Annotated in this window: 20 protein-coding genes; 7 read left to right on the top strand and 13 right to left on the bottom strand. The window is 73.7% G+C overall.

Annotated elements, in window-relative coordinates; genetic code table 11:
- Positions 1-38: 38 nt before the first annotated feature.
- The 4 genes from BCL65_RS06490 to BCL65_RS06505 all read right to left on the bottom strand — a co-directional run bounded on the left by BCL65_RS06490 (position 39) and on the right by BCL65_RS06505 (position 5,817).
- The gene (locus BCL65_RS06490) at positions 39-1,151 is read right to left on the bottom strand and encodes an aspartate-semialdehyde dehydrogenase (protein ID WP_106266294.1); all 1,113 of its coding nucleotides are present in this window, start codon (positions 1,149-1,151) and stop codon (positions 39-41) included.
- Positions 1,152-1,158: 7 nt separating this feature from the next.
- The gene (locus BCL65_RS06495; protein WP_106266295.1) at positions 1,159-2,460 is read right to left on the bottom strand and encodes an aspartate kinase; all 1,302 of its coding nucleotides are present in this window, start codon (positions 2,458-2,460) and stop codon (positions 1,159-1,161) included.
- A gap of 124 nt (positions 2,461-2,584) precedes the next feature.
- Positions 2,585-3,367, bottom strand: coding sequence for a TSUP family transporter (locus BCL65_RS06500; protein WP_106266297.1), 783 nt, complete (start codon positions 3,365-3,367; stop codon positions 2,585-2,587).
- Between the two features lie 140 nt (positions 3,368-3,507).
- Positions 3,508-5,817 carry a choice-of-anchor I family protein gene (locus BCL65_RS06505; protein WP_125206499.1) on the bottom strand — a complete coding sequence of 770 codons (2,310 nt, stop codon included), beginning with the start codon at positions 5,815-5,817 and terminating at the stop codon, positions 3,508-3,510.
- Between the two features lie 176 nt (positions 5,818-5,993).
- Between BCL65_RS06505 and BCL65_RS06510 the strand changes: the two genes are divergently transcribed.
- Both BCL65_RS06510 and BCL65_RS06515 read left to right on the top strand, forming a co-directional pair.
- Positions 5,994-6,917, top strand: a complete 924-nt coding sequence (locus BCL65_RS06510; RefSeq protein ID WP_106266298.1) for an ABC transporter ATP-binding protein — start codon at positions 5,994-5,996, stop codon at positions 6,915-6,917.
- Entirely contained in the window at positions 6,914-8,053 is a 1,140-nt protein-coding gene (locus BCL65_RS06515; protein WP_106266300.1) for an ABC transporter permease, read from the top strand. Before BCL65_RS06510 ends, BCL65_RS06515 begins: the two co-directional genes overlap by 4 nt.
- A gap of 25 nt (positions 8,054-8,078) precedes the next feature.
- On the opposite strand, the gene BCL65_RS06520 is transcribed toward BCL65_RS06515, so the two are convergent.
- Positions 8,079-8,648, bottom strand: a complete 570-nt coding sequence (locus BCL65_RS06520; RefSeq protein WP_258176896.1) for a DUF5063 domain-containing protein — start codon at positions 8,646-8,648, stop codon at positions 8,079-8,081.
- A gap of 218 nt (positions 8,649-8,866) precedes the next feature.
- Between BCL65_RS06520 and BCL65_RS06525 the strand changes: the two genes are divergently transcribed.
- Positions 8,867-12,508, top strand: a complete 3,642-nt coding sequence (locus tag BCL65_RS06525) for a family 16 glycoside hydrolase (protein ID WP_106266302.1) — start codon at positions 8,867-8,869, stop codon at positions 12,506-12,508.
- Between the two features lie 92 nt (positions 12,509-12,600).
- Here BCL65_RS06525 and recR read toward each other — a convergent pair whose 3' ends face one another.
- Entirely contained in the window at positions 12,601-13,200 is a 600-nt protein-coding gene (gene recR / locus BCL65_RS06530) for a recombination mediator RecR (protein ID WP_106266304.1), read from the bottom strand.
- A 272-nt stretch (positions 13,201-13,472) separates the two neighbouring features.
- Between recR and BCL65_RS06535 the strand changes: the two genes are divergently transcribed.
- Positions 13,473-13,982: an NUDIX hydrolase gene (locus tag BCL65_RS06535; protein ID WP_106266306.1), complete on the top strand. Its 510-nt coding sequence runs from the start codon at positions 13,473-13,475 to the stop codon at positions 13,980-13,982.
- Between the two features lie 33 nt (positions 13,983-14,015).
- On the opposite strand, the gene BCL65_RS06540 is transcribed toward BCL65_RS06535, so the two are convergent.
- The 7 genes from BCL65_RS06540 to BCL65_RS06570 all read right to left on the bottom strand — a co-directional run bounded on the left by BCL65_RS06540 (position 14,016) and on the right by BCL65_RS06570 (position 22,492).
- Positions 14,016-14,621, bottom strand: a complete 606-nt coding sequence (locus tag BCL65_RS06540) for a response regulator transcription factor (protein ID WP_106266308.1) — start codon at positions 14,619-14,621, stop codon at positions 14,016-14,018.
- The gene (locus BCL65_RS06545) at positions 14,618-15,901 is read right to left on the bottom strand and encodes a sensor histidine kinase (RefSeq protein WP_125206500.1); all 1,284 of its coding nucleotides are present in this window, start codon (positions 15,899-15,901) and stop codon (positions 14,618-14,620) included. The genes BCL65_RS06540 and BCL65_RS06545 overlap by 4 nt, the downstream gene beginning before the upstream one ends.
- A 35-nt stretch (positions 15,902-15,936) precedes the next feature.
- Complete coding sequence (locus BCL65_RS06550) at positions 15,937-16,776, bottom strand: ABC transporter permease (RefSeq protein WP_106266312.1); 840 nt, start codon at positions 16,774-16,776, stop codon at positions 15,937-15,939.
- Positions 16,773-17,723 (bottom strand): ABC transporter ATP-binding protein, encoded by a 951-nt coding sequence (locus tag BCL65_RS06555; RefSeq protein ID WP_106266314.1) that lies wholly within the window; start codon positions 17,721-17,723, stop codon positions 16,773-16,775. The genes BCL65_RS06550 and BCL65_RS06555 overlap by 4 nt, the downstream gene beginning before the upstream one ends.
- 133 nt (positions 17,724-17,856) lie before the next feature.
- Positions 17,857-19,410, bottom strand: coding sequence for a serine hydrolase domain-containing protein (locus tag BCL65_RS06560; protein ID WP_243400840.1), 1,554 nt, complete (start codon positions 19,408-19,410; stop codon positions 17,857-17,859).
- A 32-nt stretch (positions 19,411-19,442) separates the two neighbouring features.
- Positions 19,443-19,838: an NUDIX hydrolase gene (locus BCL65_RS06565; RefSeq protein ID WP_106266318.1), complete on the bottom strand. Its 396-nt coding sequence runs from the start codon at positions 19,836-19,838 to the stop codon at positions 19,443-19,445.
- Positions 19,835-22,492 carry a DNA polymerase III subunit gamma and tau gene (locus BCL65_RS06570; protein WP_106266320.1) on the bottom strand — a complete coding sequence of 886 codons (2,658 nt, stop codon included), beginning with the start codon at positions 22,490-22,492 and terminating at the stop codon, positions 19,835-19,837. Before BCL65_RS06570 ends, BCL65_RS06565 begins: the two co-directional genes overlap by 4 nt.
- Positions 22,493-22,581: 89 nt before the next feature.
- Here BCL65_RS06570 and BCL65_RS06575 point away from each other — a divergent pair, with 89 nt between their 5' ends.
- The 3 genes from BCL65_RS06575 to BCL65_RS06585 are packed head-to-tail and all read left to right on the top strand — an operon-like array spanning position 22,582 to position 24,670.
- Complete coding sequence (locus BCL65_RS06575) at positions 22,582-23,166, top strand: TetR/AcrR family transcriptional regulator (protein WP_106266322.1); 585 nt, start codon at positions 22,582-22,584, stop codon at positions 23,164-23,166.
- Positions 23,163-23,897, top strand: coding sequence for an ABC transporter ATP-binding protein (locus tag BCL65_RS06580; protein WP_106266324.1), 735 nt, complete (start codon positions 23,163-23,165; stop codon positions 23,895-23,897). Before BCL65_RS06575 ends, BCL65_RS06580 begins: the two co-directional genes overlap by 4 nt.
- Positions 23,894-24,670 carry an ABC transporter permease gene (locus BCL65_RS06585; protein WP_106266326.1) on the top strand — a complete coding sequence of 259 codons (777 nt, stop codon included), beginning with the start codon at positions 23,894-23,896 and terminating at the stop codon, positions 24,668-24,670. The genes BCL65_RS06580 and BCL65_RS06585 overlap by 4 nt, the downstream gene beginning before the upstream one ends.
- Positions 24,671-24,728 lie beyond the last annotated feature (58 nt).

Consider the following 24,728-nt stretch of genomic DNA (forward strand, 5'->3'; position numbering starts at 1 on the left):
TTCTGCACTACCTCAGCGTGAGCCGCACTACCTCGGCATCAGGCGTCGGCGGCGGCGGCCTCGAGCTCGTCGTACGTCGAGAGCTCGGCGAGGTCGCCGGCGACGATCTCCGCGATCTGCACGGCGTTCAGCGCCGCGCCCTTGCGCAGGTTGTCGTTCGACACGAACATCACCAGACCGCGGCCCCCCGGGACCGACTGGTCCACGCGGATGCGGCCCACGAACGACGGGTCGGCGCCGGCCGCGCGCAGCGGCGTCGGCACGTCCGCCAGCTCGACGCCGGGGGCGTCGGCCAGCAGCTCGCGAGCCCGGTCCGGGGTGATCGCGGCGCCGAACTCGGCGTGGATGGCCAGCGAGTGCCCGGTGAACACCGGCACGCGCACGCAGGTCCCGGCCACGGCGAGGTCCGGCAACCCGAGGATCTTGCGGGACTCGTTGCGGAGCTTCTGCTCCTCGTCCGTCTCCTCGGAACCGTCGTCGACGATCGAGCCGGCCAGCGCGATCACGTCGAACGCGATCGGCGCCACGTACTTCTCCGGCTCCGGGAGCTGCACCGCGTCACCTGCGTGCGTCAGGCCCTCGAGGTCGCCGGCGACGGCGGCACGCGCCTGGTCGGCGAGCTCCTTGACGCCGCCGAGCCCCGACCCGGACACCGCCTGGTAGGTGGCGACCCGCAGGCGCTCCAGCCCGGCCTCGGCGGCCAGCGGCTTGAGCACCGGCATCGCGGCCATGGTGGTGCAGTTCGGGTTGGCGATGATGCCCTTGGCCGCGTCGGCGATCGCCTCCGGGTTCACCTCGGAGACCACCAGCGGCACCTCGGGGTCGAGGCGCCACGCGGAGGAGTTGTCGACGACGACGGCGCCCGCCTCGGCGAAGCGCGGGGCGTGCTCGCGCGACGTCCCCCCACCTGCGGAGAACAGGGCGATGTCGATGTCGGCGAGCTCCGCCGTCGGCGTGGCCGCGACGTCCTCGACCGTGACCTCGACGCCCTCGTACGTGATGACCGAGCCGGCCGACCGTGCCGAGGCGAAGAGGCGCAGCTCCTTGACGGGGAACCCGCGCTCGGACAGGAGCCGGCGGATGACGGCACCGACCTGGCCGGTCGCGCCGACCACGGCGACGTCGACGCCCTGGGAGTTGATGACAGCCATCAGCCGATCACCGCCCCGTCCCGGCGTAGACCACGGCCTCGCCCTCGGAGGAGTCCAGGCCGAACGCGGTGTGGATGGCCCGCACCGCGTCGTCCAGCGAGTCCGCGCGGGTGACCACCGAGATGCGGATCTCCGAGGTGGAGATCATCTCGATGTTGATCCCGGCGTCGCGCAGCGCGCCGAAGAGGCGCGCCGAGATGCCGGGGTGCGACTTCATGCCGGCGCCGACGAGCGAGACCTTGCCGATCTCGTCGTCGATCTGCAGCTCGTCGAACTTGAGCTCCGACTTCACGGCGTTGAGCGCGGCCACGGTCGAGCGCACGTCGCCGTGCGGCAGCGTGAACGAGATGTCCGTGCGGCCCGTCGCGGCGACCGAGACGTTCTGCACGATCATGTCGATGTTCGCGCCGGCACCCGCCACCACCTCGAAGATGCGGGCGGCCTGACCGAGCGTGTCGGGGACGCCGACGACGGTGATCTTGGCCTCGCTGCTGTCGTGGGCGACGCCCGAGATGATCGGGTCTTCCATGGCTTCCTCCTGGTCACCGGTGCTGGCGTTCGGGTCGATGAGATCTCCGTGGGTGCCGGTCACGAGCGTGCCGGTCTTGCCCGAGAACGAGCTGCGCACGTGCACCGGCACGTCGTACCGGCGCGCGTACTCGACGGCACGCAGGGCGAGGACCTTGGCGCCGGAGGCGGCCAGCTCGAGCATCTCCTCGTAGGTGACCTTGTCGATCTTGCGGGCACCCGGCACGATGCGCGGGTCGGCGCTGAAGATGCCGTCGACGTCGGTGTAGATCTCGCAGACGTCCGCGTCGAGCCCGGCGGCCAGCGCGACCGCCGTCGTGTCCGAGCCACCACGACCGAGCGTGGTGACGTCGTTGGAGGTGCTGACGCCCTGGAATCCGGCCACGATCGCGACCTGACCCTTGGAGAGGGTCTGGCGGATCCGGTGCGGGACGACGTCGACGATGCGGGCCTTGCCGTGCACCGCGTCCGTCAGGAGACCGGCCTGCTGGCCGGTGAAGGACTTCGCCTTGACCCCGAGCTTGTCGATCGCCATCGCCAGGAGGGACATCGAGATCCGCTCACCGGCGGTGAGCAGGATGTCCATCTCGCGCTGCGGGGGCTTGGGGCTGATCTCGTCGGCCAGCTCGAGGAGCTCGTCCGTGGTGTCGCCCATGGCGCTCACCACGACGACCACGTCGTTGCCGGCGCGCTTGGCCTCGGCGATGCGCTTGGCCACGCGCTTGATGGAGCGGGCGTCCGAGACGGACGACCCGCCGTACTTCTGCACGACCAGTGCCATGCATGCAACCTTTCTGTTGCCGGCCACCGTCTCTCTCAACGGCCCGCCGGTGTCTTGTGTGTGCGCCGACCATCGTAGCGCCCGGCGCCCGCGACCGGTGTGGACGACGTCACACGTCGCGGTGCTACGCCGTGAGGTCGGTGACGACGTCGTAGCCGAGCTTGCAGATCAGCGCCCCGACCACCACCACGAAGACGACCCGCACGAACCCGGACCCCTTCGCGACGGCCATGCGCGCTCCGACGTAGCCGCCCACCAGGTTCGCCACGCCCATCGCCAGACCGAGCCCCCAGATCACGGCGCCGTGCGGCACGAAGAACAGCAGCGCCCCGAGGTTCGTCGCGAAGTTGACGATCTTGGCCAGGGCCGACGCCGGCAGGAACGCGTAGCCGAGCACGCTCACCAGGGAGATCACCAGGAACGTCCCCGTCCCGGGCCCGAGCAGGCCGTCGTACGCACCGATGACCAGCCCGATGCCCGCGGCCGTCCAGCGGTGCCGGTTGCCCTCCCAGCGCAGGTTGTCCTGCGCACCGAGCTGCGGCTTGAGGATCGTGAACGCCGCGACACCGATGAGCACCACCAGGATGATCGGCGTGAAGAGCTCGGCCGGGATCTGCGTGGCGAGCGCCGCGCCGCCGAACGCGCCCACGAGCGCCGCGAGCGCCATCGGCCCCGCCGTCGTGAGATCGGGCCCCACCCGCCGGTAGTACGTGATCGAGCTGACCGAGGTGCCCATGATCGAGCCGAGCTTGTTGGTGGCGAGCGCCTGCACCGGGGAGATGCCCGGCACCAGCAGCAGCGCGGGGAGCTGGATCAGCCCGCCCCCACCGACGACGGCGTCGACCCAGCCGGCCGCGAGGCCGGCCAGGACGAGCAGCAGGATGGTGGTGAGGTCGAGATCGAGCACGCGTCGAATCCTTGCACGTGGTCACCCCCGGTCGCCGGTGTCCCCACCGTGCGCGGTCGCGCTCACGGGCGCTGCGCGCCCTGCGCTTCCCGTCTGACGACCGCGCGCGGCGGGGAGACCGGCGACCTCTCGCGTCGCGGCTACCTCACGCGGACGGTGAGCTCCTTGCTGGAGGTCTCGCCGAGGTCGTTGGTGAACACCATCCGGTACGTGTGCGTGCCGGGCTCGCGGCCGGTCAGCGGGACCTCGACGTGCTGGGCCGACGGCGTCGCGTCGGTCAGCTCGCCGGTCGCCACCTGCTCGCCGTCCTCGAACAGGGTCCAGCCGGTCGCGTTGGTACCCCACCACAGGTCGGCGGAGACGGTGTACGCGCCGTCCTTGTCGTGGTTGTCGTGGCTGAGCCGCGGGGCGGCGGGGGCCGCGTCCGTGACCCGGACGGTGTGCGAGCGGCAGTCGGTGGTGCCGGCCGCGTTCACCAGCTCGCAGGTGTAGGTGTACCGGCCGTCGGTGCGCCCGGTGAGGTCGAACTCGACGTGCTGGGCCGACGGCGTCGCGTCGACAAGGTTCCGCGTCGCGACGACCTCGCCGTCCTCGAGCAGGCGCACCTGGGTGGCGCTCTGGCCCCACCACAGGTCGACGGAGACGGTGTACGCGCCGCCCCGGACGCCGTCGTGCGCGTTGTCGTCGGTCAGGACGCCACGGGCCGGGACCTGCGTGGCGGCGGGGCCGTCGATCGCGAACAGCGTGGTGGAGCCGGAGACCTCGTTGCCGACGGCGAGCATCGGCTCGCCGGTCGGGGAGTCGTCGCCGGCGATGAAGGCGAGGCCCTCCGGGCCGAGGTCGCCGGCGGCCGCGACGGCCTCGGCCGGTGAGGCGCCGTCGTCGATCGCGTCCTCGGCGGAGACGGAGAAGTCGCGGTTGTTGACGTACTGCACGAACTGCGCCGCCGCCGGGTCGGTGACGTCGTAGACCATCACCCCGCCGACGCGCTCGAGCCCGACGAACGCGTACGTGCGCCCGTCCACCGCACCGATCGCCATGTTCTCCGGCTCGGGCCCCTTGGCGTCCGAGCGGGACTCGAACGAGGACTCGCCGTGGTCGGAGTTGAAGTTCCCGGGGGCGGCCTCGGCGGTGATCCGCTCGAAGTCGTCGCCGGAGTCGAAGACCTGCTCGCCGTCGGTGGTCCAGATCGAGAAGGAGCGGCCGCCGAACGCGAACACCTCCTCGTAGCACTCGCCGTCCGCACGCAGCCCGGAGGCCCGCGACACGTCGAGGCGGCCCAGGTCCTCGTCGGCCGTGCGCCCCGCGACGGGGCTGTCCGCGCAGAGCGGCGCCACGCCGTCCTCGCCCAGGTCCTTGATCCGCACGGGCTCCTCGTAGTCGCCCCACTCGCGGGCGTCGCCCTCGTTGGCGGTCACCAGGTAGGTCTCTCCCCCGGCGGTGTACGCGTTCAGCCCGTCCGGCATGTACAGCCCCTGGACGGGCACCGTCCGGACGTCGATCCCGCCGTCCTCGTCGGAGGGGTCGATGCCCTGACCCTCGATCGAGAAGTCCTTGGCGCCCAGCGGCCAGATCTCGGTCACCTCGGCGCCGGCCAGGTCGACGACGGCGACGGCGTTCGCCTCCTGCAGCACGGCGTACGCGGTGGTCGAGTCGGCCGACACGGCCACGTACTCCGGCTCGAGGTTGCGCGAGACGGGGTGGTCGGTCCCCTCGATGCCCGCGAAGACCCGCACCCCCGCGGGCAGCGCACCCTCCGCCTCGTACGCGTGGAAGTCCGCGATCCGCACGGCGTCCTGCGACGGCGCGGCCACGCCGTCGGGCACGTCGACGACGGCGACGTCCCCCTCGGGGTCGACGGTGTAGTCGTCGTCCGGCTCGCCCTCGTCGGCGACGACGGCACGGGCGCCGTCGGGGGTGAACGTCACCATGTCCGGCAGCGCGCCCACCCGGACCGCGCCGAGCGCGGACCCGTCGGCAGCGGCGTCGAAGAAGACGACCCAGCCGGCATCGGTCTTGGGGTCGGACTCGACGGCGACGGCGACCAGCCCGTCCGCGCGCACGGCCACCGAGTTGGCGACGGCGCCGGCCGGCACCGTGGAGCCGTCGTCGGCCGCCACACCCGTGGTCTGCAGGGCGAAGAGCTTCGTGGGCGCGGCCGGGTCCGCGACGTCGAGCACGGTGACCTCGCCGGCGTGCGCGTTGACGGAGAACAAGCGCTGGGAGCCGCCGTGGTACGCCACGATCTCCGCGCCGGACTCGTCGAACAGGCCCGTCTCGTAGCTGCCGAGGGCGCGCAGGTCGATCGCCGCGCCCTCGGCGCTCGTGCCGACCGGGTCGTCGACCACGGAGGCCCGGGCCGGCAGCGTCAGCGCGGCGCCGCAGAGGGTGAGCCCGAGCGCGACGGCGACGGCGCGAGCGGCGGGTGGGTGGATGCCACGGACGGGCACGAGGGCCTCCGGTGTGAGACGACAGGATCGCGTCGCACGCTAGGGCGCGCCGGTAGCGCCGCCGGGCCCGCGCGGTGAACGCCGGGTGACGCCGGGGTGGCGGGACGTCGTCGCACGTCAGAGATCATCCCGGAGGATGATGCCCGGGCCTTCGCGCACCGCGTAGGTTCGTCGCCATGACCGACGACGGTGGTGGGATCAGCACGCGCGGCGTGCGACGGGCGTTCGGCGCCGTGCACGCGGTGGTGGACGTGGAGCTGGAGGCACGGCCCGGCCGGGTGACGGCGCTCGTGGGGCCCAACGGGTCCGGCAAGACGACGCTGCTGCTCATGCTGGCGGGCTTGCTGGCGCCCGACGCCGGCGAGATCCGGGTCGCCGGCGTCGACCCTGCCGCGCACGGACGTGCCGCCCGCGCGCGGATCGGCTGGATGCCCGACGTCTTCGGCACCTGGGAGTCCCTGACCGCGCGCGAGGTGCTCGTCACCGTCGCGGCCGCGTACCGGATGACGCCCGACGACGGCGCCCGCCGCGCGGCCGAGCTGCTGGAGCTGGTGCACCTCACCGAGCTGGCCGACTCCCCCGCCCACGTGCTGTCCCGCGGGCAGAAGCAGCGGCTCGGGCTCGCCCGGGCCCTGGTCCACGACCCCGACGTGCTGCTCCTGGACGAGCCCGCCTCCGGGCTCGACCCCCGCTCGCGCGTCGACCTGCGCGAGCTCGTGCGCCGGCTCGCCGCCGCGGGCAAGACGATCCTCATCAGCTCGCACGTGCTCACCGAGCTCGACGAGATGGCCGACGACGCCGTCTTCATCTCCCAGGGCCGCACCGTGCGGTCGCAGTCGGTGGACGACGCCGCCGCCGAGCGTCGGGCGTGGCGGATCGCCGCGCTCTCGCCCGGGCTGCTGACGGACTGGCTCACCACGGCGGGGACCGAGGCCCGGCTCGAGGACGACGGGACCGCGCTGGTCGAGCTCGACGGCGACGAGGCCGCCGCGGCGCTGCTGCGCGACGCGGTCTCCGCCGGCGTGCCGGTGGTCAGCCTGGCGCCTGCCGGCGGAGCGTTGGAACAGGCATATCTGCGACTCGAGGAGGAACGGCGATGAGCGTCGAGACTCAGGAGGCCGCGCCGTCGGGCACCGGTCCCCGCACGGTGCCCACCAGCGACTGGTCGCTGTCGTGGCAGGGCGTCCGGACCGTGGCGCAGCTCGAGCTGCGCCAGCGCGTGCGCTCCACGCGGTGGAAGATCGCGCTCGTCGTGTGGTTCGTGGTGGTGGGGCTGATCACGCTGCTCACCTCCGGCGCGATCGCCATGCTGTTCGACGACCCGTCGCTGGGCGCCGACGGTGCCGGCCGCACGATGTTCGGCGTCGTCGTGTTCTTCGTGCTGTTCCTCGGGCTCCTCGTCGCACCGGCGCTCACCGCGCCCGCCATCAACGGCGACCGCGCGGCCGGGACGCTCGCGACGCTGCAGGCCACGATGCTCACCCCGGCCGAGATCGTCGTCGGCAAGCTGCTCGCGGCGTGGCTGGCCGCGCTGGCGTTCCTCGCCGCGAGCGTGCCGTTCGTCGTGTGGGCGTTCGCCGTGGGCGGGCTGCCCTTCTGGTCGCTGGTGTCCGTGGTGCTCGTGCTCGCCGTCGTGCTCGGGGTGGTCTGCGCCGTCGGCCTCGGGTTCTCCGCGCTGACCGCCAAGACCTCCGGCTCCGCGGTGCTCACCTACCTCACCGTGGGTGGCCTGTCGGTCGTGTCCCTCGCGCTCTTCGGCCTCAGCGCGCCCCTGGTGACCACCACCGAGGCGGTACGCACCTGGGACGTGCCGGCGGACTACGACTGGGAGGACACCGAGCCGCCCGAGTGCGAGTGGACCACGCACACGCAGGAGGTCTGGCACTCCGAACGCACGTGGTGGCTCCTCGCGGCGAACCCGTTCGTGATCGTGGCGGACGCCCAGCCGCTCGCCGACCCGGAGGCGTACGACTACGCCGCCGACCCGTTGACGCTGATCCAGTACGGGGTCCGGTACGCCCGCACCGGTCCCGCGGCGGAGCAGGACTGGTGCTCCGGCATGTGGGCCGACGGCACCGGCGCCTCGCCCGTCGAGGAGCAGCGGCCGAGCGAGTCGGCGGTGTGGCCCTGGGGCCTGGGGATCTACGTGCTGCTGGGCGCGGCCGGCGTCGTCACGGCCGTGCGGCGCCTGCAGATCCCCGCCCGGCGGCTCCCGAAGGGCACCCGCGTCGCCTGACCCGACCCGGCGCCGGGGCCGACGGTCAGGCGTGCAGGGCGTCGTACTCCGCCTCGGCGGCGACGTCGTCCGCCACGTCGAGGCGCAGGTGGCCGAGGACGCCCTGGAGCACCCGCAGTCCCGACGAGGCGCGCTCGCCCCAGCTCGACAGGTAGCTGAACTGCCACCACCACAGGCCCTCGAGCTCGTGGCCGTCGTCGAAGTGCTGCAGCCCCTTGGCGATCTCGTCCGCGACGCAGGCCAGGTCGCCGGAGAGCGTCGCCGGGGCGACGTCGGCGCTCAGCACCGGGTCGGTCACCTCCACGTAGTCGTCGAACCCGTCGAACATCTGCGCCAGCGCGGTCCGCAGCGGGTCCATGTCGGTCTCGCGCCCGGCATCGGGCTCGAAGCGCTCGACGGGGACGACGTCGGTGATCGCTGCCAACCGTGCGCCCGCGGCGAGCAGGTCCGACGTCGCCAGGATCAGCAGGGACAGCTCGGCGCCGGGGAAGCCTCCCGAGGCGACCTGCGACGTCGTCGACAGGAACGTCCGGGCCTGTGCCGACATCTGTTCGGCGACGTCCCGCAGCTCGGAGTCAGCGGAGATCTCTGGCACGTTCCTCACCCGTTCCTGCACTCGGTGCCAGGCCGAGCGAGTCCCCGGCCGCGTGGTGCCAGTGTCCCCCGCGCCGCCGCCACGACGCCAGGCAGGAACCCGATCCGCCGGCGTATGCGCAGGATCGGGAGACCAATGTTCACCTTTTGCTTGATAGCCAGCATAAGTGCGGCTACGGTCGAGGACGGTCGATCGCACCGTCTTCGAGGAGGAAGAACATGCCAGCACGGCCGTCAGGCCCCGCGAGGAGATCTCTCGCGGGACTCGTCACACTCACCCTGGCGAGCGGCACCGTAGCCCTCGCCACCGCACCCGCCGGGGCCGTCGAACCCGCTTCCCCGGCCGCCACCCAGCTCCGGACCGCCGACCTCCCACCCCAGGAGCCCGGCGTCACCCTGCGCACGTACGACCTGCGCCAGGGCATCGACGAGCTCTGCCGGCTCAAGGACGGGCAGACCCCCAACGTCGACAAGCTCATGCCGACGATCGACTGGACCGAGGCGAGCCAGTTCGGCCTCGAGGACCACTTCCTCACCCACGTGGTCGGCAACGTCCACGCCCCCGAGGACGGCGAGTACACGTTCCGCCTCACCAGCGACGACGGCTCCCGGCTGTCGATCGGCGACGAGGTCGTCGTGGACAACGACGGCCTGCACGGCGAGGAGTCGGTGGACGGCACGGTCACCCTGACCGCCGGCGCCCACCCGCTGTTCGTCGAGTTCTTCGAGGACGCCTACGGCCAGGTGCTGCGGCTCGAGTGGATGCCGCCCGGCGCCTCCGAGTTCACCGTGGTGCCGCAGGAGGCGCTGAGCACCGAGGCCGGCGTCGTCCGCGTCACCGCACCCGGGACCAAGTACTGCGAGGGTGCCGAGGACACCGCCGGTGACGGCCTGCCCCTCGACGCCGTGCACCCGGGGTACGACCTCACCGACCTGCGCCCCGAGGGCTTCGAGCCCATGGTCTCCGGCATGGACTGGACCGCCGACGGCGACCTCGTCGTCGCGACGTCCGGCTCCGTGAGCCCCGGCGGCTGGGTCGAGGACCCGGAGCCCGGGGAGCTCTTCGTGCTCGACCAGGTGACCGGCGAGACGAGCGCCGAGGAGGTGACGGCGACCAAGATCGCCACCGACCTGTTCAACCCGATGGGTGTGGCCGTCATCGACGACTCGATCTTCGTCACCGAGCGCGACGCGCTCACCGAGCTCACCGACCCGGACGGCGACGGCTTCTACGACCAGCGCTCCACCGTCGCGGAGTGGCCGTTCGGCGGCAACTTCCACGAGTTCGCGTTCGGCCTGCTGCACGACGAGGACCACTTCTACGTCAACCTCTCCGTGGCCATCAACAACGGTGGGGCGACGACCGACCCGCAGCTGGCCGAGAACCGCGGCACGAGCATCACGGTCGACCGTGAGACGGGCGAGATCGACTACGTGGCCGGCGGTCTGCGAACCCCGAACGGCATGACGTTCGGGCCGGAGAACGAGCTGTTCGTCATGGACAACCAGGGTGCCTGGCTGCCCAGCTCCAAGCTGGTGCACGTCGAGCAGGACCGGTTCTTCAACCACTACACGAACCCGGACGGCCCGTTCGACGACCAGCCCGTCACCCAGCCGGCCCTGTGGATCCCGCAGAACGAGATCGGCAACTCGCCCAGCGAGCCCGTGCAGCTCTCCGAGGGTCAGTTCGCCGGCCAGCTCCTGTTCGGCGACGTCACCTACGGCGGCCTGCAGCGCGGGTTCCTCGAGAAGGTCGACGGCGAGTTCCAGGGCGCCGTGTTCCGGCACACCGCGGGGCTCGAGGCGGGCGTCAACCGCACCGTGATCGGGCCCGACGGCGCCGTCTACGTCGGCGGCATCGGCGAGGCCGGCAACTGGAGCGAGCCCAACAAGCTCCGGTACGGCCTGCAGAAGCTGACGCCGAACGGCCAGGAGTCGTTCGACATGCTCGAGATGCGGGTGCAGGAGGGCGGCTTCGAGATCGAGTACAACCAGCCGCTGTCCGACGAGACGGTCGCGAAGATCGCCGACGACGCCGGGCAGGCGTACCGCGTGGACCAGTGGCGGTACGTGCCCACCCAGCAGTACGGCGGGCCGAAGATCGACGAGGAGGTGCTGCACGTCAGCGACGCCACCGTCTCGGAGGACCGCACCACCGTCAGCCTCGCCGTCGACGGGCTCAAGCCGGGCCGGGTCGTGCACCTGCGCTCGCCGCGCCCGTTCAGCGACGCCGAGGGCCGCGAGCTGTGGAACACCGAGGCCTGGTACACCCTCAACAGCCTGCCCGGGTACGTGGCCCCGGCCGACCGCGGGTACTACGAGGCCGAGGAGTCGGTGCTGCTCGGTTCCGCCGGGCTCGACAGCGAGCACAGCGGGTACTCCGGCTCCGGGTTCGTGGATGGCATCCAGTCCCCCGGTGCCGGCGTGAGCTTCACGGTGGAGGCCGACGCGGCCGGCACGCAGCCCGTCAACCTGCGGTACGCCAACGGCCCCAACCCGTTCGAGGGCGACAAGTCGATCTCGGTGCTCGTCAACGGCACCGAGGTGGACCCCTGGGTGCTGCCGAGCACGGGCGACTGGAAGACGTGGGACTTCGTCACGCGTGACCTCGACCTGCGCGAGGGCGCCAACACGATCACGCTCCGGTTCGACGAGGGTGACGACGGCAACGTCAACCTCGACGTCCTGTCGATCGGTGAGTCGCCCGACCTGTGCACCGCGACCGAGCCCGACGCGGGGTACACCGCCCTGTTCGACGGCACGCTCGCGACGTTCGACGACTGGCGGCTCGCCGGCGCCGGGTCCTTCGGGCGGCAGGACGACTGCACCCTGAAGACCCAGGGCGGCATGGGTCTGCTCTGGCACACCGACGAGCTGGAGGGGTCGTACAGCCTCCAGCTCGACTGGAAGCTGGTCAAGGACGACAACGGCGGCGTGTTCGTCGGGTTCCCCGACCCGGGCAACGACCCGTGGGTCGCCGTCGACCAGGGCTACGAGATCCAGATCGACGCCAGCGACGAGGCGGACCGCACCACCGGTGCGATCTACACCTTCCAGGGTGCCGACCCGGAGGCCGTCGAGGAGGCGCTGAACCCGGTGCCGGAGTGGAACAGCTACGACATCCGCGTCGTGGGCGACACGATCCGGATCTTCCTCAACGGGGTGCTGGTGAACGACTTCGTCAGCACGGACCCGGCGAGGGACCTCTCCCGCGGGTTCCTCGGGATCCAGAACCACGGGGGCGGCGAGACGGTCTCCTACCGGGACATCCAGGTCAAGCCGCTCGGTGACCTGGCCGTCACCGCCACGGCGGAGGTCCGTTGCGAGGCGGAGTCCGCGGTGCTGGACGTGCACGCGTCGAACACCGAGACGGACGTGGCGGTGGACCTCACCATCGACACGCCGCTCGGGTCCCGCACCGTCGAGGGCGTCGAGCCGGGAGCCTCCGTCACGGAGTCGTTCGCGGCCGACGCCGCGGAGCTCGCGGCCGGCACCGTGCAGGTGACGGCCGGCGGCGACAAGCGGACGCTGGTGGTCGAGGCGTCCTACGACGCCGCGGACTGCACCGTCGGCCTGCCGGCCGAGGTCCGGGCGAAGCTCGCGCCGCCGAAGGTCAAGGCCGGCAAGGACACCAAGGTGATGGTCTGGGTGTCCGGCGCGGAGGGCGACCCGGTCCCGACCGGCACCGTGCGCGTGACGCTCGGCGACGAGGTCGTCACCACGGAGCTCGGTGAGGGACCCGCCAAGGTCAAGGTGCCGACGTCGGGCCTCACCGACGGGGTGCACACGGTGACCGTGGAGTACCTGGGTGACTCCGTCTACGGAGCCACCAGCACGACGGCGGATCTCACGGTGCGCTGACGCGTCGCCGCACGTCCGCTGCCGGGCCCGCTCCGCCTCCGTGCGGGGCGGGCCCGGTCGCGTCGGCAGGCCGGTGGCGGTCCAGCAGCGGTTCAGCTGCCGACGACGCGCCGGCCCTCGAACGCGCGACCCAGGGTGACCTCGTCCGCGTACTCGAGGTCGCCGCCGACCGGCAGCCCCGAGGCCAGCCGCGAGACGGTCAGCCCCATGGGGCCGATGAGGCGCGAGAGGTAGGTGGCCGTCGCCTCCCCCTCGACGTTCGGGTCGGTGGCGATGATGACCTCGGTGACCGCGCCGTCGGCCAGCCGTGACATCAGCTCGGCGATGCGCAGGTCGTCCGGCCCGACGTTGTCCAGCGGGTTGATGGCGCCGCCGAGCACGTGGTACCTGCCACGGAACTCGCGTGTGCGTTCGATCGCGACGACGTCCTTGGGCTCCTCCACCACGCAGATGATGTCGTCACCGCGGCGCGGGTCGGCGCAGATGCGGCAACGCTCGGACTCGGCGACGTTGCCGCAGACCTCGCAGAACTGCACCCGCAGCTTGACCTCGGTGAGGGCGTCGGTCAGCCGCCGCACGTCCGCGGCGTCCGCGGCCAGCAGGTGGAACGCGATCCGCTGCGCGCTCTTGGGCCCGACGCCGGGTAGGCGGCCGAGCTCGTCGATCAGGTCCTGGACCGCTCCTTCGTACACACGCTCAGGGTACGGGCCGCACCCGACAACCCCCGCCCCACCCCGCCCTTCGTCGCTGTGGGTGCACGACACGCCGTCTGCCGCCCTGGCTGGGCGGCGTGTCGTGCACCCACAGCGAGGAGGGGGTGGGCGAGATCAGACCCAGCCCTTGGCGCGCGCCACCCGTTCGGCACTTTGCGCTCCGTTCGGCAGCTTGAACTGCCGAACGGAACCGAAACTGCCGAACGCCGCATCTTTCGCACGCCATGCGCACGCCAGACAGGATGCACAGCATGGATCACGACCCCGGCGCGGAGCTCGTCGCGCTGTACGACGACGGTCGTCCGGTCGGCGTCGCGCCACGCCACCGCGTGCGAGCCCGGAACCTCCCGCACGCGGCGACAGCCGTCGTCGTGCGGAACACGGCGGGCGACGTCTACGTGCACCGGCGCACCGACGGCAAGGACGTCTACCCCGGTCGCTACGACTTCTGCGCGGGCGGTGTGGTCCGCGCCGGGGAACTGCCCGCAGACTCCGCCGCACGCGAGGTCGCCGAGGAGCTCGGCGTCACCGAGGTTCCCTTGCTGTCGTTGGGCGAGTCGGACTACGCCGACGTCAGCGCCCGCTACCACGCCTTCCTGTTCACCTGCACCTACGACGGCACCATCACGTGGCAACCGGACGAGGTCGCCTGGGGAGCATGGGTCGCACCTCGCCGGCTCGCGACCATGATCGACGAGCTCGACTTCGTCCCCGACTCGGTCGCACTGCTGCATCGCTGGCTCGACGCCCTGCGCGCGTAGCCCCTGGTGCCCGCACGCTGCCGAGCCGCGGGATCAGACCCAGCCCTTGGCGCGCGCCACCCGGACCGCCTCGTGCCGATTGGTCACTCCGAGCTTCGCCACGGCGGAGGACAGGTAGTTGCGCACGGTGCCGGGCGCGAGCGCGGCGCGGTCGGCGATCTCCTCCACCGGTGCGCCGTCGGCAGCCAGCTCCAGCACGTCCGCCTCGCGCGCCGTGAGCGGCGAGTCGCCCGCGGCGATGGCGTCCGCCGCCAGCTCCGGGTCGACGTACCGTCCGCCGGACGCGACCTGCCGGATCGCGGCGGCCAGCACCGTGGCCGACACGGTCTTGGGCAGGAACCCGCGCACCCCGGCCCCGAGCGCCTTCTTGAGGTGCCCGGGTCGCCCGTGCCCCGTGACGATGACGATGCCGCAGTCCGGCACCTCCGTCCGGACGGCCTCGGCCACCTCGATCCCGTCGGCGCCCGGCATCTGCAGGTCGAGCACCGCGACGTCCGGCCGGAGGTGCCGCACGACGGCGACGGCCTCGGTCCCGGAACCCGCCACGGCGATCACGTCCAGGTCGTCCTCCAGGTCCAGGAGCTGGGCGACGGCGTCGCGGATGAGAGTCTCGTCGTCGGCGAGGACGATGCGGATCATGCGGCAGCTCCGGGAGCGTTCGGGACGCGCGCCACCACGGTGAACCGATCACCGTGGGCCGTCACGTCGAGGGTGCCGCCCGCGGCGGCCAGTCGTTCGCGCAGGCCGGCCAGCCCGGTCCCGCCGGGCGCACGGGGCTCACCGAGTCCCGCGGCGTCGGACCCGCCGGACACGACGCCGTCGTTGACGATGCGCAGCTCGGTCGTCGCGCCGTCGTCGTCGAGCTCCAGCCGGCACTCGGTCGCCCGCGAGTGCCGCACCACGTTGGTCACGGCCTCGCGCACCACCCAGGCCAGGGCCTCCTGCTGCGGCGTGCCCAGCGGCGGCACCGCACCGATGACGCGGACCGCGATCCCGGCGGCCCGCAGCACGGACCGCGCCCCGGCCAGCTCGGTGGCCAGGTCGGTCGAGCGATACCCGGCGACGACGCCGCGCACCTCGCGCAGCGACTCCTGCGCGAGGGTGCGGACCTCGTCCATCTCCTCGGCGGCACGGGGGTCGCCGCGCCGGGCCAGCGCGGCGGACAGGTCGCTCTTGACCGCCACGGCGGACAGCGCGCGCCCGACGACGTCGTGCATGTCGCGGGAGATCCGCAGCCGTTCCTCCGCGACGGCGAGCCGGCCGGCCACCTCGCGCGACGCCTCGAGCTCGCGCACCACCTCGACGATCCACATCGAGATGCGTACGGTTCCCGTCCAGAACAGCACCAGGGCGTAGAGGAACACGGCACCCACGACCGCGCCGCCGCTGAACGACCCGTCGAGGACCCAGGTGACCAGGACGACCACCGGCACCCACAGCGCGACCACGGCCAGCGTCCGCATCGCGAACCCGGTCGCCAACGCTCCGCAGGTCGCGGCGCCGCAGACCGCGATCGTCAGGGCCCGCGCGTCGCGGCCCAAGGCGTCGTCCGGCGCCCCGGGCAGCACCACCAGCGCGAGGACGACGACGGCTGCGGTCGCGACGAGCAGGGCGATCACGACCGGGTGCAGCCTGCCGCCGGCGACCAGCGGCCGGTCGAAGCCGACGTGCACCGTCGCGAACGCCGTCCCGATGTGGACCAGGGCGGCGACGGCGAGCGCTCCGAGCGCGACGGCGGACGGCAGCGGGTCGTGCTCCGCCAGCGCGACGACCGCGTACAGGTAGAAGAACCCCTCCAGCGGCACGAACAGGTACAGGCTGATCCGCGTGTAGATCTCCACGCCCCGGGCACCACCGGCCAGCGAGGCGGCCGGCCGGTGCGACGCCGTGCGAGGTGCGGTGGTGGGCTCGGAGGTCACGTCGTCAGCCTGCCACGTCTCGGGTGCCGCGGGGGTCAACGTCGCGGCGCCCAACGCATCCCGCGCCGTGCGGCCAGGATCCCGAGGGCCGTCCACCCGACGAGCACCGCCGTCGGCAGGGCTGCCGCGCCGAACGTCTCGACGAACGACAGCGTCCGCCCGGCGGCGTCGGTCCCGTTCAGTCCGAGCAGGACGAGCTCGGAGACGGGGTGCAGCGGCGTGAACCGCGCGACGGTGCTGAGCGGGCCGACGTCCGGGGTCGGGAACATCCCGGCGAAGGGCAGCACGAGGACGATGACCGGCAGCGTCGTGAGCTGGACCGACTCCACCGTCCGGGAGAATCCGGCGGTCGCGGCGGCGAGCGCCCCGAGCACCGCCGCCCCGCCCAGCACGGCGACGAGCAGCAGCACCGGGTTGGTCATGCCCGGCGGCCCGATCACCACGGCCACCGCCGCGTACCCGAGCACGAGCTGGGCGAGGGTGACGACGACGGCGGGCAGCGCGGGTGCGAGCAGCGCCTCGACGCGGGTGGTCGAGCCGGTGAGGAGCCGCTGGAGCACCCGGTCCTCCCGGCGCGCCACGTACGCGGTGGTGAGGTTGTAGTAGACGACGAAGATCAGCGCGACGACGAGCAGCATGACGAGCACCGCCGCCGCGACGTCGGCACCGGAGGCCCCGTCGCCGCCCACCCCGCCGAGCAGGCCGAACAGGCCGACGAACCCCACGGGGAGCAGCAGCGCGTTGGTGAGGGCCGCACGGTTGCGGACCAGGAGCAGGGTCTCGGCACGCGCGAGGGCCAGCAGCCGTCGGGTGCGCGACGCCGTGGGTCGGGCGGTCCGGCCGCCCGCGGTCAGGGTGGTGCTGGTGGTGGTCATGCCGCGACCTCCTCGTCGACGTCGGCGCTCTGCGCCAGGGACAGGAAGGCCTGCTCGAGGGAGGCCGACCGCGCCTCGAGCTCCTCCAGCCGCAGGCCGCGCTCGCGGGCCCAGGCCAGCAGGACCTCCAAGTCCTCCTGCAGGCTGGTGGTCCGCAACCGAACCCGGCCCCGCTCGACGTCGGCGGCCACCAGACCCGGGAGCACCGGCAGGTCCGTCGTCGCGAGGGTCAGCGCGGCACCCGGGCCGTCGTGCGGGAGGAACTCGATCCGTGCCGGTTCGGCGGAGACGGCCTCGGCCACGGTGCCCTCGCGCACCACCCGACCGGCACGCATGATCGCGACGCGGTCGGCGAGCTCCTCCGCCTCCTCGAGGTAGTGCGTGGTCAGCAGGACGGTGACACCGTCCTCCAGCAGCCCGCGCACGAGCCGCCACACCGCGCGACGGCTCTCGGGGTCCAGACCGGTGGTGGGCTCGTCGAGCACCAGCAGCTCCGGGCGGCCGAGGATGGCGAGCGCCAGGTCGAGACGACGTCGTTCACCGCCGGAGAGGCTGCCCACCCGCACATCGGCGCGGGAGGTGAGCGCCAGGTCGTCGAGCACCTCCTCCACGGGGCGTGGGCGGGCAAGAGTGCCGGCCCACAGGCGCATCGTCTCGACGGTGGTCAGGTCGGAGGAGAAGCCGGCCTCCTGGAGCATCACACCCAGGCCGCCGACGATCCGCGCGCGCTCGCGGTACGGGTCGTGCCCGAGCACCCGGATCTCGCCGGCGTCGGCGGGGGCCAGACCCTCGACCAGCTCGACCAGCGACGTCTTGCCGGCGCCGTTGGTGCCGAGCAGGGCCAGCAGCTCGCCGCGCCGGACGTCGAGGTCGACGCCTCGCACGGCCTCGAACAGGCCGTACCGACGCCGGGCCCCGCGGACGGAGACGATCGGTTCGTAGGTCATGCCTCGAGCCTGCCGCCACCACGTCGCCGCAGGTAGTGCCCCGTCTCACCGGTGGCGATGAAGTTCCCACCGGACAGGCATGACATCTGTCAGGCGGGCACCTCGCCGCCCGGCACCGACGGCGCGGGCGGGCTCAGCGTGCGGCGCCGATCCCGGTGGCGCGGAGCAGCGCCGTCGGGCCGAACGACACGTTCTGGTCGACGGCCACCTCGACCCGGCGCCCCTCGCCGTCCCCGCCGAAGGTCAGGCGGACGTCGAGGGCGAACGGCGTGCCGCGACCCAGCAGGCGGCACGTCAGCTCGTCCGGGGCGGTCCAGGCGGCGGCGCCGGCGACGGGCAGGTCCTCCCCGTCGATCTCTGCCCTGCCGAGCACCCACCGGCCGACGCCGCAGCGCACCACGTGCTGCTCGGCGACGTCCTCGACGGTCCAGGACAGCACGATCTCGTCGCCGTCCCGGTCGACGGCGACGGTGCGCCACCGCAGGAACGACGCCGCATGGTCCGACGGCGATCCCGGCGCCGGACCGTCCGCCGCGGCCGGGGCTGCGTCGTCGGGCGGGCCGAGCGTGAACGTGGAGCCGCGCACGAAGTCCTCGAGCGGCACGTGCGACGTCCCGCGGGGCAGCGCGACGGTGCGGCCGCCCAGCGAGTACGGCGAGCCGTCGTCGTCGGGTCGCGAGTCGTCGGCCGGGGCGCCGTCCGAGGCGCTGCCGGCGGTCTCGCCCAAGCACTCGAGGACCGCCTCGAGCTCGGCGGCGGTCGCGGTCGTGCCGGACGTCAGCACCGCCACGGCGTCGCGCTCGGGCCACACCACGCAGAACTGCCCGAACGCGCCGTCGGCACGGTACGCGCCACCGCGGCAGCGCCAGAACTGGTAGCCGTAGCCCTGCTCCCAGTCGGCGTTCTGGTCGGGGCCGTTGGGCACCTGGGCGGCTGTCATCTCGTCGACCCACGCGGCCGGGACGAGCTGTTCGCCGCGCCAGGTGCCCCGTTGCAGCAGCAGCTGGCCGAACACGGCGAGGTCCTCGGTGGTCAGCCGCAGGCCGTAGCCGCCGACGTCGATCCCCTGCGGGCACTGCTCCCAGGTGGCGCCCGCGATCCCCAGCGGGGCGAGCAGGCGCGGCGTGAGGTAGTCGAGCAGCCGCTCGCCGGTGAGCCGGTGCAGGATCGCCGAGAGGAGGTACGTGGCCCCGGTGTTGTAGACGAAGCGCGTCCCCGGCTCGTGGGTCACCGGCGCGGCGAGGATCGCCTGCGCCCAGCTCGGCCCGGGGACGTGCAGGTTCGTCAGGGTGAAGTTCATCGTGTCGGTGCCGTGGCCGGACGTCATCGTCAGCAGGTCACGGACGGTCATGGCGGCCAGATTGTCGCCCGGGTCGGCGGGGGCGTCGTCGGGCAGCAGGTCGATCACGCGGTCGTCGGTGCGGAGCAGGCCCTCGTCGACGGCGAGGCCCACGGCGGTGGCCGTGAACGACTTGGACACCGAGAACATCGTGTGCGGCTCGTCGGGGGCGTAGGGGTGCCACCACTCCTCGGCGACGACGACGCCGTGGCGCAGCACCATGAGGCTGTGCACGTCACGGATGCCGTCGAGCGTCTCGGCGAGCCGCGCCAGCGCGGCGCGGTCCACCCCCTGCGACTCGGGGGTGGCGCGGGGCAGTCGGGCTGTGGTCGGTGTCGTCGTCGGCACGGGCCCAGTGTGCCGCACGGCTGCGGCGAGCGTCAGGTGCGGGCGTGCGCGAGCAGGTCGACCGAGAGCGCCGCGACCGGGTGCGTGGTGACGGGGTCGGCGGGGTCCACCCAGACGAGCTCGGCCAGCTCGGCGCGAGGCTCGGGCTCGAACCCGGCCGGGAGCTCGACGGCGAACGCGTCGGCGACCACGACGTGGTCCGGCTCGTTCGCGGCCGACGCGCTGAAGCTGCCCAGCGGGACGGCGGCGTCCGGGTCGACGACGAGGCCGATCTCCTCGGCGCACTCGCGCACGAGCGCCTGCACCGGCGACTCACCGGGCTCCGGTTTGCCGCCCACCTGCATGAAGGCGCTGGTGCCCCGCTTGCGGACCAGCAGGAACCGGCCGTCGCGCACGATCACCGCGGCCACGACGTGGATGGTCCTCACGGCTGGTCCGCGACCTCCTCCAGGATCGTGCCGTCGAGGGCCTTCACGACGAGCGGCACCCCGACCAGCCCCGTCGCCGCGATGTCGGGGTCGTCGTCGGAGGCGTCGTCGTACCCGCTCGCCGCGGACGGCGGCGGGGCGGTCTGCTCCCGCGCCCGGGAGGCTGCCGCGGCCTGCTCGGCCGCCTGGCGCGGCGTCTGCGCGGGGGCCGACGGCGGCACGTCGGGGCGCTGCGGCGCCACGGTGGGAGATGCCCCGGCGGCCGGGGGCGGCGTGGCGGCCGACGCACCGTCCGAGGGCGACGCCGACGACCCGGCGAGCCAGGCGGCGTCGGCGGCGTCGGCCGCTGACTGCACGCTCTGGGCCGACTGGGCCGACTGAGGTTCGTCGGCCGCCAGCTCCCGGCGAGGTGGGTCGTCCACGCGTTCGGCGACGGACACCCCGCCGCGCGGGGAGCCGGCCGGCGCGACGGCGGCTCCTCGGGAGCCGCCGTCCTGTTCCTCGTCGGACGCGCTCGGCCGCGGCGGGGTCGGCGGCTGGGCAGGTCCGGGCGCGCCGACGGTGGTCTCGAGGCGGACCTGCACCCCGAGGGTCTGGAACACGGCGTCGACCACCGCATCGACGTGGCGCGGCTGGGCCGAGAACGTGCGCGCCATGCCCTCGGCGTCGAAGGCGATCCGGAGCACGCCCCCGGACAGCGAGGCCACCTGCGCGTTGGGGCCCACCAGGGCGCGGGTGACCGGGCTGGACAGGTTCGCGACCACCTCGTCCCACCGACGGCGGACGAGCTCGGCCGTCACCTCGGGCGTACCCGGGGACGGCTCCGCCGCCGCTGCGGGGGTGTGCACCGCCGCGGTGTCGGGCTCCGGCTCGGCCGCGGGCGTGGCCGGCGGCTCGTCCTGCGGCGCAGGCGCTGGCGCCGGCACGTCGGCAACCGGCACGGCGGACGGCTCCGCGACCGGCTCGGCGGCCGACCCAGCGACCGCCTCGTCGGCTGGGGGCTCGTCGGCGACGGGCTCGGCCGCCCGCTCGTCGACATCCGGTGCCGAAGGTTCGCCCACCGGGCCTCCCTCGGCGGCGGCGTCCTCGGCCGGCGGGTCGGCGGCGACATCCTCGGCCGGCGCCTCGCCGGCCGATGCGGACGCTGCGTCGTCGGCCTCCGGTGCGGGGGCAGCCTCCGGTGCCGGTACCGACTCCGGTGCTGGTACCGACTCCGGTGCCGGTGCGGGCTCGGCCGGCGCCGCCGGAGCAGCCGAAGCAGCAGGCGCCGCCGAGGCGGCCGACCCGGTGTCCCGGGCCACGGGTCGCCGGCTCTGCTGCAGCGCAGCACGCGCGGCCGCCGCGCCGGACAGGCCCGCCGTGGCGACGCCCTGCGCAGCACCGGCGGACGCCCCCGCCGGCTCTGGCTCCGCGCCGGACATACCTGCCGTGCCGACGTCCTGCCCGGCACCGGCGGCGACGGGGACGCCCGTGGGCGCGGCGACGATCGCTCCCCGCTCCAGGCGGTCGATGCGCGCGGCGAGGCCGTCGGCACCGTCGTCGGCGCCGGGCAGCAGCAGCCGGGCGCAGAGCAGCTCGAGGTGCAGGCGCGGCGAGGTGGCACCGGTCATCTCGGTGAGGGCGGAGTTGACCAGGTCGGCCGCGCGCGAGAGCTCGGCCAGGCCGAGGTGCGACGCCTGCTCGGTCATCCGCTCGAGCTGGTCGGAGGGCAGGTCCCGCAGCACGGCGCCGGCCGCGTCGCCCGAGACGGCGATCACGACCAGGTCCCGCAGCCGCTCCAGGACGTCCTCGACGAACCGGCGCGGCTCGTGCCCCGTCGCGATGATCTGGTCGACCACGCGGAAGATCGAGGCGCCGTCGCGCGCCGCGAGCGCGTCCACGACGTCGTCCAGCAGGGTCGCGTGCGTGAAGCCGAGCAGCCCGACGGCCGTGTCGTACTCGACCGAACCACCGGTCGCGCCGGCGATGAGCTGGTCCATGACAGACAGCGAGTCGCGCACGGACCCCCCGCCCGCACGGGTCACCAGCGGCACCACCCCCGCGCCGATCTGGACGCCCTCGGCGGCGCACAGCTGGTCCAGGTACGGGCCCAGGACGTCCGGCGGCACGAGCCGGAACGGGTAGTGGTGGGTGCGCGAGCGGATGGTGCCGATCACCTTGTCGGGCTCCGTCGTCGCGAACACGAACTTGATGTGCGGCGGGGGCTCCTCGACGATCTTCAGCAGCGCGTTGAAGCCCTGCTGGGTGACCATGTGGGCCTCGTCGAGGATGAAGATCTTGTACCGGTCGCGCGCGGGGGCGAACGTCGCCCGCTCGCGCAGGTCGCGGGCGTCGTCCACGCCGTTGTGCGACGCCGCGTCGATCTCGACGACGTCGAGGGAGCCCGAGCCGCCGCGGGCCAGCTCCACGCACGAGGGGCACTCCCCGCAGGGGGTGTCGAGCGGCTTCTCGGGGGTGTTGCGCGCGCAGTTGAGCGTGCGCGCGAGGATGCGTGCCGACGTCGTCTTGCCGCAGCCGCGAGGCCCGGAGAAGAGGTAGGCGTGGTTGACGCGCCCGCTGCGCAGCGCCTGCATGAGCGGCGCGGTGACGTGCTCCTGGCCGATCACCTCGGCGAAGGTCTCGGGCCGGTAGCGGCGGTACAGAGCGGTGGACACGCACGCAACGATAGACGCCGGGGCCGACACGGACACCTCCCGGCCTCCCGCCGCTCGCCACCACGAATGTTAGTGACTAACATTGTGTCGTGGCCACCCTCACCCCACGGTCCCTGCGCACCCGGGCACGCATCCTCGACGCCGCCCTGGACCTGTTCGAGCGCCAGGGCTACGACGCGACGACGGTCGCCCAGGTCGCGGCGGCGGCCGGCGTCACGCAGATGACGTTCTTCCGCCACTTCCCGACCAAGGACTCCGTCCTCGTCTCCGACCCCTACGACCCGCTGCTCGCCCGCGCCGTCGCGGCCCAGCCCCGCGATCTCGGTCCCGTCGAGCGCGTCCGGCGCGGCCTGCTCGCCGCCCTCGGCACCATCGAGCCGGTCGAGGACGCCACGGCCGAACGTCGCGTCCGGCTCGTCGCCGCGCACCCGGCCTTGCGCGCCGCCGTCGCGGCGGCCACCGCCGACACCGAGCGGGCGATCACCGACGCCCTCGTCGCCGACGGCGTCCCCCGCCTCGACGCCGCCGTCGCCGCCGCGGCATGCCTCGGCGCCTGCACCGCCGCCCTCCTCGCCATGCCGGACCTGCCCGACCGACCCGACCCGACCGACGGCGGACGCCACCTCGGCGCGGTCGTCACCCGCGCGCTCGAGCTCCTCGGGGAGTCCCCATGACTGTGCTCGCCCTGCACGACCTGCGCCACCGGTTCGGCGACCGGACGGCGCTTGCCGGCCTGTCCGTCGCCGTCGGCCCCGGGGAGGTCGTCGCGTTGGTCGGCCTCAACGGCGCCGGCAAGACGACGGCGCTGCGTGTCATGACCGGCCGGCTCCGCCCGGCCGGGGGCACCGCACGGGTGCTCGGCGCGGACCCCGCCACGCTGGGCCCGACGGCGGCACGCCGGTTCGGCCACGTCGTCGGCGCCGCGCTGGTCTCGCCGGACCTCACGGTCACCGAGAACGTCCGCACCGCGGCGCTGCTGCACGGCGTCCCGCGAGCGGACGTCGCGACCGCGGGCTCCGCCGTCGTGCAGCGCCTGGACCTCGAGCCGTGGGCCCACGCCCGGGCCCGCACGTTGTCCGCCGGCAACGCCCAGCGCCTCGGGGTCGCCTGTGCGGTGGTGCACGGCCCGTCGGCGCTGGTGCTCGACGAACCGACCTCCGCCCTGGACCCGCGGGGCGTGGTCCTCGTGCGCGAGCTGGTGCGCTCCCTGGCCGACGCCGGCGCCGGCGTGCTGGTCTCCAGCCACCACCTGGACGAGGTGGCGCGCGTGGCGGACCGCGTCGTCGTCGTGCACGGCGGTCGCGACGTCGGGGAGCTCGCGCCCGGACCCGAGATGGAACGACGGTTCTTCGCCCGCGTGCTCGAGGCGGACACCGACGTACCCGCGCCCGGGGGTGTGGCATGACCGGGCTCGGCACCGCACTGCGGGCGGAGACGCTCGCGTGGCGCCGTTCGGCGGTGCAGCGGATCGCGACGCCGCTGCTGGTCCTCCTGGTCCCGGTCGCCGCGGTGGGCCTGGTGGCGCTGGCCCGGTCGGGCGCCGTCGTGGGTGCCGGGGCGGCCAAGCTGGCGCCGTACGCGACGGGCGACGCGGCGACCACCCAGCTGGTGGCGGCCGGGCAGGTGCTCTCGGTCGCGGCCCTCCTCGCGACCGGCTTCGCCGCGGCGGCGGCGTTCGCCCAGCCGTTGGCCGACGGCCGCGCCGGGGCGTACTTCGGGCTCGCGACGCCGCGCTCGACGGTGGCGCTGGCCCGCTGCCTGGTGCTGCTCGGCTGGGCCGCGGCGTGCGCGGCAGGGGCGGTCCTGCTGGCGGTGGCGGCGTCCGCCGTGCCATCGGCCGGGCTGGGCGCCGAGGCGTGGGCCGCGGGGGGCCGGGCCCTGGTGGCCGGCCTGCTCGCCGCGGGGCTCGCGCTGCCCTTCGGCGCGGTGGCGACGGCGACCCGGAGCCCGCTGGCGACGGTGGGCGCGCTGATCGGCGTCGTGGCGGTGACCCAGATGGTGGTCCTGGTGGGCGGCGGCGCCTGGTTCCCGTACGCGGTGCCGTCGCTGTGGACGGGCATGGGCGGTCCGGCCGCCGCGTCCGCCGTCGGGCCGGTCGGGCTGTTGCTGGCGGCGGCGGCGGTGCCGGTCGGCCTCGCTGTCGTCGCCTGGCAGTGGCGCCGGCTCACCGACGTCTGAGCGTTGACGGCACTGCGTGCGCGCCCTAGTGTTTAATCGATTCAACCAGCCACCCGGA

Origin of the sequence: Isoptericola halotolerans (assembly GCF_003003075.1) — a bacterium.
Classification (GTDB): domain Bacteria; phylum Actinomycetota; class Actinomycetes; order Actinomycetales; family Cellulomonadaceae; genus Isoptericola; species Isoptericola halotolerans_A.